Source organism: Spirillospora sp. NPDC047279 (assembly GCF_040643285.1).
GTDB lineage: Bacteria > Actinomycetota > Actinomycetes > Streptosporangiales > Streptosporangiaceae > Spirillospora.
This window is the reverse complement of sequence record NZ_JBEYUA010000018.1, coordinates 131,442-144,173: the sequence shown is the minus strand read 5'-3', so window position 1 is coordinate 144,173 and position 12,732 is coordinate 131,442. Positions and strand designations below refer to the sequence as shown.

Annotated in this window: 12 protein-coding genes; 8 read left to right on the top strand and 4 right to left on the bottom strand. The window is 74.6% G+C overall.

Annotation, left to right across the window (positions count from 1 at the left end):
• Positions 1 to 102 precede the first annotated feature (102 nt).
• Both ABZ810_RS37385 and ABZ810_RS37380 read right to left on the bottom strand, forming a co-directional pair.
• A complete protein-coding gene (locus tag ABZ810_RS37385) occupies positions 103 to 1,287 on the bottom strand; it encodes a DUF6716 putative glycosyltransferase (RefSeq protein ID WP_358411430.1) in 1,185 nt (394 codons plus the stop codon).
• The gene (locus tag ABZ810_RS37380) at positions 1,284 to 2,243 is read right to left on the bottom strand and encodes a hypothetical protein (RefSeq protein WP_358411428.1); all 960 of its coding nucleotides are present in this window, start codon (positions 2,241 to 2,243) and stop codon (positions 1,284 to 1,286) included. Before ABZ810_RS37380 ends, ABZ810_RS37385 begins: the two co-directional genes overlap by 4 nt.
• 246 nt (positions 2,244 to 2,489) lie before the next feature.
• Here ABZ810_RS37380 and ABZ810_RS37375 point away from each other — a divergent pair, with 246 nt between their 5' ends.
• The 7 genes from ABZ810_RS37375 (at position 2,490) to ABZ810_RS37345 (ending at position 9,534) form a co-directional block, all read left to right on the top strand.
• A complete protein-coding gene (locus ABZ810_RS37375; RefSeq protein ID WP_358411426.1) occupies positions 2,490 to 3,569 on the top strand; it encodes a glycosyltransferase family 4 protein in 1,080 nt (359 codons plus the stop codon).
• A 52-nt stretch (positions 3,570 to 3,621) separates the two neighbouring features.
• Entirely contained in the window at positions 3,622 to 4,215 is a 594-nt protein-coding gene (locus ABZ810_RS37370; protein WP_358411424.1) for an HD domain-containing protein, read from the top strand.
• A gap of 7 nt (positions 4,216 to 4,222) precedes the next feature.
• On the top strand, positions 4,223 to 4,708 hold the full coding sequence (locus ABZ810_RS37365; protein WP_358411422.1) for an SRPBCC family protein: 486 nt from the start codon (positions 4,223 to 4,225) through the stop codon (positions 4,706 to 4,708).
• 83 nt (positions 4,709 to 4,791) lie between these two features.
• A complete protein-coding gene (locus tag ABZ810_RS37360) occupies positions 4,792 to 5,445 on the top strand; it encodes an acetoacetate decarboxylase family protein (RefSeq protein ID WP_358411420.1) in 654 nt (217 codons plus the stop codon).
• Positions 5,442 to 6,194 carry an SDR family oxidoreductase gene (locus ABZ810_RS37355; RefSeq protein WP_358411418.1) on the top strand — a complete coding sequence of 251 codons (753 nt, stop codon included), beginning with the start codon at positions 5,442 to 5,444 and terminating at the stop codon, positions 6,192 to 6,194. The genes ABZ810_RS37360 and ABZ810_RS37355 overlap by 4 nt, the downstream gene beginning before the upstream one ends.
• An 80-nt stretch (positions 6,195 to 6,274) precedes the next feature.
• Positions 6,275 to 8,791 (top strand): ATP-binding domain-containing protein, encoded by a 2,517-nt coding sequence (locus ABZ810_RS37350; RefSeq protein ID WP_358411416.1) that lies wholly within the window; start codon positions 6,275 to 6,277, stop codon positions 8,789 to 8,791.
• Positions 8,792 to 8,895: 104 nt separating this feature from the next.
• Positions 8,896 to 9,534, top strand: coding sequence for a TetR/AcrR family transcriptional regulator (locus ABZ810_RS37345; RefSeq protein ID WP_358411414.1), 639 nt, complete (start codon positions 8,896 to 8,898; stop codon positions 9,532 to 9,534).
• On the opposite strand, the gene ABZ810_RS37340 is transcribed toward ABZ810_RS37345, so the two are convergent.
• On the bottom strand, positions 9,518 to 10,750 hold the full coding sequence (locus ABZ810_RS37340; RefSeq protein WP_358411412.1) for an NADH:flavin oxidoreductase/NADH oxidase family protein: 1,233 nt from the start codon (positions 10,748 to 10,750) through the stop codon (positions 9,518 to 9,520). The two genes, ABZ810_RS37345 and ABZ810_RS37340, sit on opposite strands and share 17 nt — an antisense overlap.
• Before the next feature lie 134 nt (positions 10,751 to 10,884).
• Positions 10,885 to 11,871 (bottom strand): helix-turn-helix domain-containing protein, encoded by a 987-nt coding sequence (locus ABZ810_RS37335; protein ID WP_358411410.1) that lies wholly within the window; start codon positions 11,869 to 11,871, stop codon positions 10,885 to 10,887.
• Between the two features lie 397 nt (positions 11,872 to 12,268).
• On the opposite strand from ABZ810_RS37335, the gene ABZ810_RS37330 reads away from it, so the two are divergent.
• The gene (locus ABZ810_RS37330; RefSeq protein ID WP_358411408.1) at positions 12,269 to 12,712 is read left to right on the top strand and encodes a hypothetical protein; all 444 of its coding nucleotides are present in this window, start codon (positions 12,269 to 12,271) and stop codon (positions 12,710 to 12,712) included.
• Positions 12,713 to 12,732 lie beyond the last annotated feature (20 nt).

Here is a 12,732-nt window from a genome sequence, read left to right as displayed (position 1 = left end):
CGTGCGGCGATCCGACGGTGCGGCAGCGCGGCTGCCCGACGGTGCGTCGGGCTCCATTTGGCCTGGCGGTGAGGCTGCCCGGCGGTGCGGCGGATTCTGGGGTTAGGAGGTGCGGCGGCGGGACTGGCGTACGGCGGAGATCATCTCCATGGCGGCGGGGACCTCCAGGCGCAGCCTCGCGCGGCGCCTGGCCCTGGCGCCGCCGGGGTACGGGAGCCGTACCGGGGCGGGCAGCACGCCGGTGGCGGCCTGGGCGACGAGCCCGGCCAGCAGCGCCGTCCAGTCATCGTCGACGGGGTCGTGGAAGTAGTTGGCCGCGCACCACCCCGGGTCGGGGTCGCGGAAGGCCGCCTTCTCCAGGTCGGCGAGCGTGCCGAGGCAGCCGCTCCCCTCGAACACCACGTTGATCATCTCGGCGTTGACGCCGAAGTCGGACAGGACCAGCAGCGGCACCGAGGCGGCGATCGCCTCCAGGGCGGCCGTCGAGCTCACGGTCACGAAGCCCGCGGCGTGCGCGAGGTGTTCGCGCATCGGCCCGGCGTCGAAGGACACCGCGCCGGGGCGGACGCGGCGAGCGGCCACCAGGTCGTCCCAGAGCAGTTCGTAGTGATGCAGCTCGCGGTGGGTCTGCTGCTCGTCGGCGCGGGCCCGGAGCTTCACCACGACGTGGAGGTCGGGCCGGGCGTCGGCCAGAGCGGCCAGCGACAGCAGGACGCGCCGACGTTCGTCCGGCGCCACCGGGACCTTGGCCTGCGTGGCGAAGACGACGCGGTCGCGCACGGCCGCCGCGGGCGCCGGGGCGAGGAACGGCAGCCGGGCGCGGCCGACGGTGCCGTGGACCCCCAGCCCGCGGCCGATCCCGGCGAACTCGGCGGCCTCCCGGTGGCTGTGCACGATGAAGAGGTCGGCGGCGGACCGGAACACCCAGGCCCGCTCGCTGGCGGGCACCGAGATGCCGGGCAGGCCGGTGACCAGGACGGGCCGGTGGCCGTCCGCCCGGTCGAGGACGACCGCGGCGAGCGCCTCGACCACCGGGCCGGTGCAGGCGAGCAGCACGACGTCCGGCCGGTACGAGGCGAGCAGCCGCCGCAGCCGGCGGGCGGGCACGACGTCCGCCTCGGCCATCGTCCCGTTCAGCGCGGAACGGATCTGGCCGGGCGACGGGGTGATCGGCGACCGGACCACCATCATCTGCGCCGTCCACCCCGGCGGCATCCCGCCGAGCAGCCCGGCGGCCCACTTGAGGTAGGAGTCGGAGTCGGCGACGGCGAGGACGCGCACGGTCACCGGGCGGTCTCCAGGCCGTCGAGGAACAGGCTCAGGTGCTCGCGCAGGCCGGGGTCGGCCCGGTCGGTCCACCAGTCGGCGGGAACGGTCACGCCCTGGATCGTAGTACCGGTGCCGCGCAGGACGAGCCGCAACGAGGTCAGCGCGGTCGACGGCAGGCTGACCACCCGGTGGTCGCGGGTGAGGCCGCGCAGGCAGACCTCGACCGGCGGACCCGGCTCGGCGACCGAGATGCGCGGGTGGCGGCGCAGCTCGTCGAGGTCGGCGGCGGGCTCGCGGCGGTGCGGCCGGTAGGCGATCGGCTCGTCGGCGGCCAGGCCAATAACCCATTCCAGGTAACGCTCGCGGTGCACGAGGCCGTTCGCGACCAGGGAACTGCCGAGGACGACCTGCCGTTCGGGCGGCGGCGGCTCGGCCGGGCGGCCGCGCAGCCACGGGAAGTCGTGCCCGACGACGTCGACGCCGTGCGCCGTCACCGCGTCCCGCAGGTCCGCCGGGACGGGCATGGCGGTGAAGACGACCAGGCGGCCGGCCCGGCCCAGCGCGCGTACGCGGGCGGACGTGGCCAGCCCGAGCGCCTGCCGGGCGACGGTCGGCCGGGCGCGGGCGCGCACCAGCGGCCGCGGGTCGGGCGCGGCGAGCAGTTCGAGCAGGTGGATCGTGGCCAGGCCGTCGTCGGCGATGATCAGGCGCTGGGCGCGGAGGGTGAGCAACCGCCGCTGGACGGCCCCGGAGAACGCGTCGCCGATCACCAGCGTGCCGGTCCCGGACGGGACGGGCACGCGGGTGCCGACGTGGACCCGCGCCAGCCCCTGGTGCGGTCCGAGCCGTTCCACCTCGGACGCGGTCGTCACCAGCGGGTCGACGCCCGCCCGCAGCACGACCTCGGTGCCGCGGCCGAGCAGGCCCGCGTGGTGCGCCTCGACCGCCGACAGAAGCTGCAGTGGGGACTCCACCCAGGCCTTGGTCGTCGGCGGTCGTCCTGGCGGCGGTGACGACGGCGGGGGTACGGACACTCTGCGCAGTGTGCTGCGCCTTCACTACGAGAAGGTGAACCCCCGTACAACGTCACGGGGACATTGCCCGCAGGCCCGGTTCTCCCGGACGTTCATCCGGGGGCATCCTCGCGTACGGCGGGAATTCGCCCGGCGCGCTCACAATCACCTGCAAGAACCAGAAGTCTGCTTCCAGGAGTGAGCCACATGCGGGTCTGCGTGTGCACCATCGCACGTCATCCCGAGGACGCCCGGATCCTGCACCGCCAGATCCGGGCTCTGCTCGACGCGGGCCACGAGGTCACCTACATCGCGCCGTTCCGCGCCTGCAACGTGACGCCCTGGCGGAAGATCAGCCCGGTCGACGTGCCGGCCTCGACGGGACGGCGGCGGGCGGCCGCGCTCCGCGCCGCGCACCGGGCGCTGGCCGAGCACGCCGCGTACGCCGACCTGGTGCTGCTGCACGATCCGGTGCTGCTCGTCTCGCTGCCGCGCGCCGTCCGGCGGCGGCCGGTCGTGTGGGACGTGCGCGAGGACACCGCGGCGGCGCTCGGGCCGCTGCTGCGCCCGTTCGCGCGCCGGCTCGAGTCCCGCGGCGAACGGCGGCACCGGCTGCTGCTGGCCGAGGAGGGGCTGGGCGCGCATTTCCGGGGCAGCCACCCGGTGGTGCCGGACACGACGTACGTCGCGGACACGCCGCCCGCGGCCCCGGCCGGCGGGCGCGCCGTCTACGTCGGCCGGCTGTCGGCCGACCGGGGCGCCGGCGACATGATCGAGCTGGCCCGGCGGCTGGCGGCCGAGGGCGTGATGGTCGAGCTGATCGGCCCGGCGGACCCGGAGGTCCGGCCCGCGCTGCGGGCGGCGCAGCGGGAGGGGATCCTGCGCTGGTACGGCTTCGTGCCGAACGACCGGGCGTTGCGGATCGCGGAGGGCGCGACGGCCGGGCTCGCCCTGCTGCGCGACGGCACCCGTGCGGTCCCTGCGAAGGTCATGGAGTACATGGCGCACGGCATCCCGGTGATCACGACGCCGAACCCGGCCGCCGCCGAGGTGGTGAAGGACAGCGGGATCGTGGTGCCGTTCGGCGACGCGGGGGCGGCGGCGGACGCCGTGCTGCGGCTGAGCGGGGACGCCGCGCTCCGCGCCCAGCTGGGCAAGAACGGCCACGAGACGGCCCGCGAGCACTTCCAGTGGTCCGCCGACGCCGAGCGGTTCGTCGCGCATCTGGAGACGTGGGCGGGCCGCACCGCGCCGCTCCGGCCCGTGCCCATCGAGCCGCTGGGCTGACCGGCCTCCCGATCGCCGGTGCGGGCTTACCAGGGCCCGGTTTACTAGGGGCATGGAAACCTTCACGTCCTGGCGGACCTGGGACGAGGCGCGGCCGGAGCTGACCGGGTTGCCCGCGGCCGACCTGGCCGTCGTCGAGCGGGCGGTGATCGCGGCGCGGCGCTGGCACGGCGACCAGCTGCGGCCGACGGGCGTGCCGTACCTGGAGCACCTGCTGGAGGCGCTGGAGGTGCTCGTGCGCGGCGCCGGGGTGACCTCCCCCGATCTGCTCGCCGCGGTGGTGCTGCACGACGTGGTCGAGGACACCGCGGCGACGGCGCGGGACGTCGAGGACGAGTTCGGGCCGGTCGTGGCCGAGCTGGTCGACTGGGTGACCAAGCCCCCGGCGGCCGGGGAGGGACGGCAGGCCAAGCGCGCGGCCAAGTCGGCGTACCTGCGGCGGCTCGGCGAGGCGCCGCGCGAGGCCAAGGTGGTCAAGCTCGCCGACCGGGTCAGCAACGTGCAGCGGCTGCACCAGATGCCGCCCGACTTCCAGCGCCGCTACTACGCCGAGACGATCACCTACGTGCTGCCGCTCGCCGCCGCCGAGCCCTGGTTCGAGAACTGGTATCGCGAGTGGCGCGCGGAGTACGCGCACCTGCTTTGATTCCTTCATGGACAGGGAGTGGGTGGCGGAGGAGAGCATCGCGGTCACGGCCGAGCCCGACGAGGTGTACGCGGCCGTCACGGACCTCCGCCGGATGAAGGAGTGGAGTCCCGAGCTGTTCGCGGTGTGGGTGCGCGGGCGGCGGCTGCGGGAGGGCACCAGGTTCGTCGGCTTCAACCGGATCGGCTGGCGCGTCTGGTTCACCAACTGCCAGGTGAGCGCCGCCGTGCCCGGGGAGGTCTTCGCGTTCCGGGTGTCGAGCTTCGGCATGCCGGTGGCGTTGTGGGGTTACCGGATCGAGGGCGTCGGCGGCGGGTCGACCCGGCTGACCGAATACTGGGAGGACCTGCGGCGCGACAACCGCGGCGCGGGCCTGGTGTCGCTGCTCGGCAAGGTGTTCACCGGCGTGCCCGCCGAACGGCGCGCGGAGGTCAACCGGGCGGGCATGCGGACCACGCTGGAACGCGTGCGGGCCACGTTGGAGACCCGGTAGTGACAGGAAAATGAGAACCTGTTCTACTTAACCGTGTGAGCACGAGTGCTGATACGCATGTGATCCAGGGTGAACAGGTCTCCATGCCGGTGCGCATCCGCGACGCCGCGGTGGCCTCGGCCATGTTCGCCGTGCCCGCCGGCCCGGCGCAGGCCGTCATCGACTACACGGGCCTCCAGGTGGCCACGCCCCTGCTCGGCCGGGCGATCTGCTCCCTGGCGTTCATCCGCTACGCGGACGGCGACCTCGGCCCCTACCACGAGTTCGCGGTGGCGTTCCTGGTGAAGGGCCCGGAACGGATCGGGGCGTTCATCCACTGGCTGCCGGTCAACCAGGCGTTCACCCTCGACGCCGGACGGACGATCTGGGGCTTCCCCAAGGAGATCGCCGACATCCCGATGGACCTCACGAGCCGGATCAAGCGCTGCGCCGTCTCCTTCGGCGGCCGGACCGCGATCGAGCTCGCGGTGAAGCCGGGCCTGCCGACGCCGAGCGGCGCCGGGACGCCCAAGGTCGACGCCTACTCGTGCCTCGACGGCGTCACCCGCCGCACGCCGTGGACGATGAGCCCGTCCGGTGTCCGCCTCCGGCCCGGCGGGGCCAGGCTGAGACTGGGCGACCACCCGGTGGCCGACGAGCTGAGGGGGCTCGGCCTCGACGGCGCCCGCGCGCTGTCCAGCAGCACGGTCGCGCACCTGTCGATGGAGTTCGCGAACGCCGAGGAGGTCGGCAAGTGAAGCGCCTGGCACTGGTCACCGGCGCGGGCAGCGGCCTGGGCGCGCTCGCGGCGCAGCGGCTCGCGGCGGCGGCCTGGGACGTCGTCGGCGTGGACGTCGATCCGGAGGGCCTCGCCCGGACGGCGGCGCGTTCGCCCAACACCCACACCCGCCTCTGCGACGTCGCCGACCCCAAGGCGGTCGAGACGGTGGTCGCCGAGATCGGCACCCCGCACCGCGTCGTGCACGCCGCGGCCGTCAGCCCGATGGGCCTCACCCTGGAGCAGCCCCTCGACGAGGTCGAGCGGGTCATGAGGGTCGACTACCTGGGCACCGTCCACGTCGTCCGCGCGACCATGCCGGGCATGGTCGCGCGCGGGCGCGGCGAGCTGATCCTCTTCTCCTCGCTGGCGGGCTGGCTGCCCGCGCGGACGACCTCGGCGTACGGGGCGGCCAAGGCGGCGGTCGACAACTACGCCGAGACGCTCTTCCAGGAGTACGGCGACAGCGGCGTCACGATCCGCGTGGTGTGCCCCGCCCAGGTGGACACCCCCGGGCTCCGCGCCGCCGCCGAGCGTTACCCGGCGGCCGGCCGGGGGCCTCGCATGGCGGCGCGGGAGGTGCTGGACGAGGTCGACAGGTCGCTGGCCCGGCCCGCCCACGACCTCTACGTGCTGCCGGGACGCCGCGCCAAGAGCGCCGTCTTCCTGCGCCGGCACGCCCCCCGGCTCATGGACGCCGCCGTCCGCCGGGCGACCCGGCCACGCTGAGCGAATAAGCTGTCTCTTTCGCCCCTCCACGGGGAACGGGGAACACTCCCCCGAGGAGACAGCCGCAAGGAGCAGCCTGGATGTCGTCCCCGGTCACGGGCCGGCCGGCCTCGGCCAAGCAGACGGTCAAGGATCAGGAGATCGCTGCCGAGCAGCGGTACGTCGACGTCGCCTACGAGCGGCTCGAGGAGATGCGCGCGGACGCCCAGGCGATGCTCCGCGAGGGCTACCGGCAGTCGCTGGCCGGCACCAAGGGCTCGCTGGTCGACCGCGACGCGATGGTGCACCAGGCCGCGCTGCGCGCGCAGGCGCTCGACGTGGCCGACGACGGCCTGGTCTTCGGGCGGCTCGACCTGGCCACCCGGGAGATCCGCTACGTCGGGCGCATCGGGGTGCGCACCGGCGAGCACGACTCGCTGGTGATCGACTGGCGGGCGCCCGCCGCCGAGGACTTCTACCGCGCCACCCCGGAGGACCCGCGCGGCGTGGTGCGGCGCCGGGTGCTGCACTCGCGCGGCCACGCGGTCGTCGACCTCGAGGACGACCTGCTCGCCCCGGAGGCGGCCGACGGGCTCACGATCGTCGGCGACGGCGCGTTCCTCGCCTCCCTCGCCCGGACGCGCGAGGGCGCGATGCGCGACATCGTGGCGACCATCCAGCGCGAGCAGGACGAGGTCATCCGCGCGCCCGCCGACGGCACCGTGCTGGTGCGCGGCGCCCCCGGCACCGGCAAGACCGCGGTGGCCCTGCACCGGGTGGCCTACCTGCTGTTCCGGCACCGCCGCCGGTTCGGGTCCCGCGGCGTGCTGATCGTCGGCCCCAACCGCCGGTTCACCGCGTACATCGAACGGGTGCTGCCCTCGCTCGGCGAGGGCTCGGCCAGCCTGCGCTCGCTGGGCGACCTGGTCGAGGGCGTGACCGCGGCCGTGCACGACTCCCCCGAGCTGGCCCGGCTCAAGGGCGCCGAGCCGATGGTGCGGGTGTTGCGCCGGGCCGTCGCCGACCAGGCGCCCGGCGCGCCCGACGAGCTCCGCGTGGTCTACCGGGGCGTGGTCGTCCGGCTCGACCGGCAGCGGCTCGACAAGATCCGCAACGAGGTGCACCGGCGCAGCCGCGGCAGCGTCAACGCCGCCCGGGGAAGGGCCGCGGAGCTGCTGCTGGAGGCGCTCTGGCAGCACTACACCGACATCGGCGGCCAGGACGAGCCCGCGCCGCCCGGCCAGGAGAACCTCGCCCTCTGGGAGGGCCTGCTCGCCGCCGACGGCCTCGGCGAGCTCGACGGCGGGCCGGCGAACGGCGAGTCCTCGAACGGTGACACTGCGGCCGCCCGCGGGCCGGTGGGCAAGCAGGAGGCCTTCACCGCGCGGGTGCGCGAGCAGCGCGCGTTCACCGACTTCCTCATGGCCTGGTGGCCGATCCGCCGCCCGCTCGACGTGCTGGCCGCGCTCGGCGACCCCGAACGGCTGCGCCGCGCCGCCGGCCGCGAGCTCGACCGGACGGCCGTCGAGGCGCTGGCGGCGTCCTGGGCCGGCGGCGGCACGCTCAGCTACCAGGACGTGGCGCTGCTCGACGAGATCGACTCCCTGCTCGGCTCGCCGCCGCGGCCCGTCCGCCGCCGGGGCAAGGCGCGCGAGGAGGACCCGTACGTGGTCGACGGCGTCAACATCCTCACCGGCGAGGAGGTCGCGGACGACGACTGGGAGCCGGAGATGCGCGAGCTCACCACCTCGATCGAACGCCTCGAGCAGTCGCGCCGCGTCGACGACGGCGTGGTCGAGGAGCGGCCCGAGTACGCGCACATCGTGGTGGACGAGGCCCAGGACCTCTCGCCGATGCAGTGGCGCATGCTCGGCCGCCGCGGCCGGCAGGCGAGCTGGACGATCGTCGAGGACCCGGCGCAGAGCGCCTGGGAGGACCTCGACGCCGCGCGCACCGCCATGGAGTCCGCGCTGGGCAACGACCAGGCGGCGGGCGGCGGCGGGCGGTCGCAGCGGCGGGGCAAGGGCCGGGTCCGCAAGCGGCCGGCCCCTCCCCGGGCACGCTACGAATACGAGCTGACGACCAACTACCGCAACTCGACCGAGATCGCGGCGGTGGCGACGCGGGTGCTCGCGCTGGCGCTGCCCGGCGCCCGGCCGGCCCGCGCGGTGCGCGCCTCCGGCATCGACCCGGTCGTGCGCGCCGTCCCGGCGGCGGAGCTGGCGGACGCGGCCCGCGCGGCGGTGGAGGAGCAGCTCGACCAGGTCGAGGGCACGATCGGGCTCATCGTCCCGCTGCCGGTGCCGCCGCGGGCCGGGGACGGCGGCCGGCCTGACCTGTTCGCCGCCGACGGCGGCCCGCGTCCGGTGACGTGGAGCGCGGCCGACCGGGACCGGCTCGCCGCCGGGCTGCCCGAGCGCGTCCAGGTACTCGACGTCCTGGAGGCCAAGGGCCTGGAGTTCGACGCGGCGGTGATCGTGGCGCCGGAGACCGTCGCCGCGCAGTCGCCGCGCGGGCTGCGCGTCCTCTACGTGGCGGTCTCGCGCGCGACGCAGCGCCTCACGGTGATCACCGCCGACGCCGGGTGGGCGGCGACCCTCACCGGCGGCGAGGCCTAGCCGGCGGGCGTCAGGCGGGCGGCTCGTAGGGCGGGCGACCCGGGCGAGCGGCGGTTAGGCTGACAAGAGACCTGACCGCTTGGCGTCATGACGACCGGAGATGTATGAGCGGCCGCAATCCCGCCCCACGGCGCAGCTACGGTGGCCGCACGGCGGAGGAGCGGCGCGCCGAACGACGGGAACGGCTGCTGGGCGCCGGGCTCGAGCTCTTCGGTTCGCAGGGGTACGCCGCGACGTCCATCGAGCGGCTGTGCTCGACCGCGGGCGTGTCCACGCGCAACTTCTACGAGGAGTTCAGCGGGCGCGAGGAACTGCTCGCCACGCTCCATCTCCGGCTCAACGAGCGGGCCAGCGAGGCGACGGCCGCGGCCTACGCCGCCGCGGCGGGCGAAGACCTCCCCACCCGGGTCGAACGCGCGGTCAGCGCGTACGTGGGCGTCACCGCCGCCGACCCGCGCTGGGCCCGCATCAGCTTCGTCGAGGTGATCGGCGTCAGCTCCGAGCTGGAGGCGCTGCGGCTGGAGTGGCGCGAACGCTGGGCCGACATGATCGTGGCCCTGGCCGACGAGGCCGCCGCCCGCGGCGAGGCCGTCGACCGCGACTACCGGCTGACCGCGGTCGCCGTCATCGGCGCCGTCAACAACCTCGTCCACCACTGGTCCGCGCGCGGCCAGGACATCCCGCTCGACGCGATCACCCGCGAGCTCACCCACCTGATCCTCGCGGTCACCTCCGCGCCCTGATCCGCCCGCGGCGCAGCGCGTCCCGCCCGCTCACGGCCGCGTACGCCAGCACGCTGCGCAGCGGGTGGCGGCCGGGATCGGGCTCCCCGCCTCGCCCCACCCGCCACAGCTGCTCGGTGTGCCAGGCCAGCTCGCTCATGCCGTCCAGCCGTCGCACGCCCACCCGCCGCGGCTCCACCCCGCTCACGACGTCCTCCCCGGCGAGCACCCGCGCGGGCAGTCCCGGGTCCAGCGCCATCGGGCGCGCGAGCCCGACCACGTCGACCGCGCCGCCACCGATCGCCTCCTCCATCCCGGCGCGCGTCCGGAAGCCGCCGGTCAGCATGAGCGGGATCGCCGACCGCGCCCGCACCTTCTCGGCGAACTCCAGGAAGTACGCCTCCCGCTCCCGCGTGCTCCGCCGCGTACTCTGCCTCCCGGTCAGCAACTCCGGCGACTCGTACGTACCGCCGGAGATCTCCAGCAGGTCGACGCGCTCCTCCTCCAGCACGCCCGCCACCTCCAGCGACTCCTCCCAGTCCAGGCCGCCCCGCTGGAAGTCGGCCGAATTGAGCTTCACCGACACCGGCGTCCCCGGCCCCACCGCCGCCCGGACCGCCCGCACGACCTCCACCAGGAACCGCCGGCGCCGCACCGGGTCCCCGCCCCATCCGTCGCTCCGCAGGTTGGTCGACGGCGACAGGAACTGGCTGATCAGATACCCGTGCGCGGCGTGGACCTGGACGCCGCCGAACCCCGCCCGCACCGCGATCCCCGCGGTCACCGCGAACCGTTCGACCAGACCCTCGATCTCCGCGCCGGTCAGCTCCCGGGGCGTGCCGAACGTGCCGCCCAACCCCCGCACGCCCACCGCCGAGGGCGCGACCGGCCGCCGCGCGATGTACCGCGGCGACTGCCGTCCGGCATGGTTGACCTGCATCCAGACCTGCGCGCCGCCCGCCGCTGCCGACTCCGCCCAGGCCCGCAGCAGGTCGAGGTCGCGCTCGTCCTCCACCGACACGTTCAGCGGCTCGCTCAGGGCGGTCCGGTCGACCGCGACGTTGCCGGTCAGCAGCAGGCCGGCCCCCGAATCGGCCCATCGCCCGTACAGCCGCACCAGCTCGGCGGTCGGCCCGTTGGCCGGGGTCGCCAGCTGCTCGCTCATCGCCGCCTTGGCCAGCCGGTTGCCCAGCTCGGCCCCGCACGGCAGCCTCAACGGCTCGGACAGCGCGCTCATCGGTCAAGGATGCCGACGCGCCCCCGCCCGCCGCTTGAACGAACCTGCTGTCAGAGCGCGCCGAGGGAGGCACGAGGGTGGTGGTACCGGCCCGCCCGCAGCGGGACCTGCGGGCCTGACCTCATCACCCGGCATCACCCGGCTCCAGTCGCCGGCGTCGCCGTGAGGCAGTGCCGGAGCCCGTTAATGAGTTCGGCGCAGGCCATGGTGGTGAGTTCGGCGGGGAGCATGGCGGTGGTGATGTCGCCGTCGGAGCGGGCCTTGTGCTTGAGAAGGGCGGCCGACCTGGTGCTGAGGGCGAGCCGGTCGTAGCGGCGTGCCCCGCGCAGGTGCGCCCACGACGCTTGGCAGGCGGGGCTGAAACGCAGTGACAGGCTGGCCGCCCCGAGGGGTGCGGTGGTGAGGGTGCGGGCGTCGCGGTCGCAGGCCATCACCGCCGGCTGCTGGTCGGCGCAGGTGCTCAGACGGCACCCGGGTGAGGCCACCGCGGGAACCGTGGCCGGCTCTCGGGATGCTCGTGGAGCGGAGTCACCGCGCACGTCCGCGGCCGAGCCGATCCCGGGGATCGAGGATTCCGCCGAGGTGCAGACCGCGAGCAGCGCCATCGCGATGGCGGTGGCCGTCAGGACTCGGCCGACGCGGCCATGGCCGTGATGACCGGCTGGGGCGGCGCCTGCCACATGAGCGGGCAGGCCCCGGTCGGCCACGCCAGCGGATCCGGTGGCCGGTGCCGTGCCGGGGTCGGGGTGATCAGGTCCGTCGGCGGCGTCCGCGGCGGGCCGCTGTGATCGGTACTGCGGCACCGGAGGCGGCGGCGCCGATGGCGGCACGGACGAAGGTTCCGTCGCAGAAGCCGGTGCCCAGGCCGCGGCGGCGTTCTCCCACAGCGCCATGAGGCGTTGCTGGTCACCGGCGGCCAACGTGGCCAGCGCGCGGGCGATGTCGCGCGGGATGAGCACCTGGCCGTTGAGGTAGCGGCTCCAGGCCGAGGTGGAACAGGCGGTCCTGGCGGCCAGCGCCGCCAGAGTCAGACCACTGCGGTCCTTCAGCATCCGCAACTCGGTCACCACCACCCGGGCCGCGACAGGCATCGACTCCGGCAACGGACGCCACCTCGCCATGGTCCTCTCCCCACCTCAACGCGGCACTCCTCAGCCGATGAACCCCCATAATCACCACGCTCCCTCTCCGACGCGTCCGCGGCACCGGCGGTTCACCGACCCGTGCGCGCCGTCGTCCCTCACCCGCTCCGTTCGCTCCGCCCGGTCACGGTGCTCGCCACGGCAGGGCCAGGAGCGCCCACCCGCCGCGACCGGCGTCGTCTCCGCCCGCGACCACCCACGTCCCTGCAGCTCAGCGAGTTACACGTCCCGGATTTTCCCGACCTCGCGCCGGCCTCTGGCACGCCCTCATGGCCGCGGACACGATCACTTCGTGTACCGCCGCCTCCCGACGAACCGCGAGGCGGACCCCCGGCCGCCAATGCGGTCACCAGAAACGGATGAAAGGGCTCCTGCCATGAGGAAAAAGTTGCTAGTCGCAGCGGCGGCGTCGGCCGTGTTGGCGCCGATGCTCGGCACGCCGACTCAAGCGAGCACCGCGCCCACCGCACTCGCGGCCCCCGCCGTCCATGCGGCCCCCGCGGCCCCTGTGAATGTGGGCACCTTCACGGCGAAGGCCGCTCACACGAAGACCCTGTGGATCCGCCGGAGCGGCTGCACCTGGCTGGCTTACAGCAGCCATACCGGTGCCCACACCCGCAAGGTGCAAGGGGGGTGCACAGGCCATTCATGGATCTATGTCCAGAGCACGACCGGCTGGAAGAGCGGCTGGAAGAGCGGCTGGAAGCACGCCAGGGGGCAGGCCGGTGTGAGCATGCAATCGCCCAAGGGCCGGGGCAAGGTCAAGTACAGCTGGCACAAGACCCGGCGTAACGAGACCGCCCGGCTCATCGCGCACTGACGCCGGGGCCGCCCGCGTCG

What these genes read in the sequence shown, in the direction of transcription:
- ABZ810_RS37375 (WP_358411426.1), top strand. Translation starts at nt 2,490, where the DNA reads ATGCGGGTCTGCGTGTGCACCATCGCACGTCATCCCGAGGACGCCCGG.
- ABZ810_RS37370 (WP_358411424.1), top strand. Translation starts at nt 3,622, where the DNA reads ATGGAAACCTTCACGTCCTGGCGGACCTGGGACGAGGCGCGGCCGGAG.
- ABZ810_RS37365 (WP_358411422.1), top strand. Translation starts at nt 4,223, where the DNA reads ATGGACAGGGAGTGGGTGGCGGAGGAGAGCATCGCGGTCACGGCCGAG.
- ABZ810_RS37360 (WP_358411420.1), top strand. Translation starts at nt 4,792, where the DNA reads ATGCCGGTGCGCATCCGCGACGCCGCGGTGGCCTCGGCCATGTTCGCC.
- ABZ810_RS37350 (WP_358411416.1), top strand. Translation starts at nt 6,275, where the DNA reads ATGTCGTCCCCGGTCACGGGCCGGCCGGCCTCGGCCAAGCAGACGGTC.
- ABZ810_RS37345 (WP_358411414.1), top strand. Translation starts at nt 8,896, where the DNA reads ATGAGCGGCCGCAATCCCGCCCCACGGCGCAGCTACGGTGGCCGCACG.
- ABZ810_RS37340 (WP_358411412.1), bottom strand. Translation starts at nt 10,750, where the DNA reads ATGAGCGCGCTGTCCGAGCCGTTGAGGCTGCCGTGCGGGGCCGAGCTG.
- ABZ810_RS37335 (WP_358411410.1), bottom strand. Translation starts at nt 11,871, where the DNA reads ATGGCGAGGTGGCGTCCGTTGCCGGAGTCGATGCCTGTCGCGGCCCGG.
- ABZ810_RS37330 (WP_358411408.1), top strand. Translation starts at nt 12,269, where the DNA reads ATGAGGAAAAAGTTGCTAGTCGCAGCGGCGGCGTCGGCCGTGTTGGCG.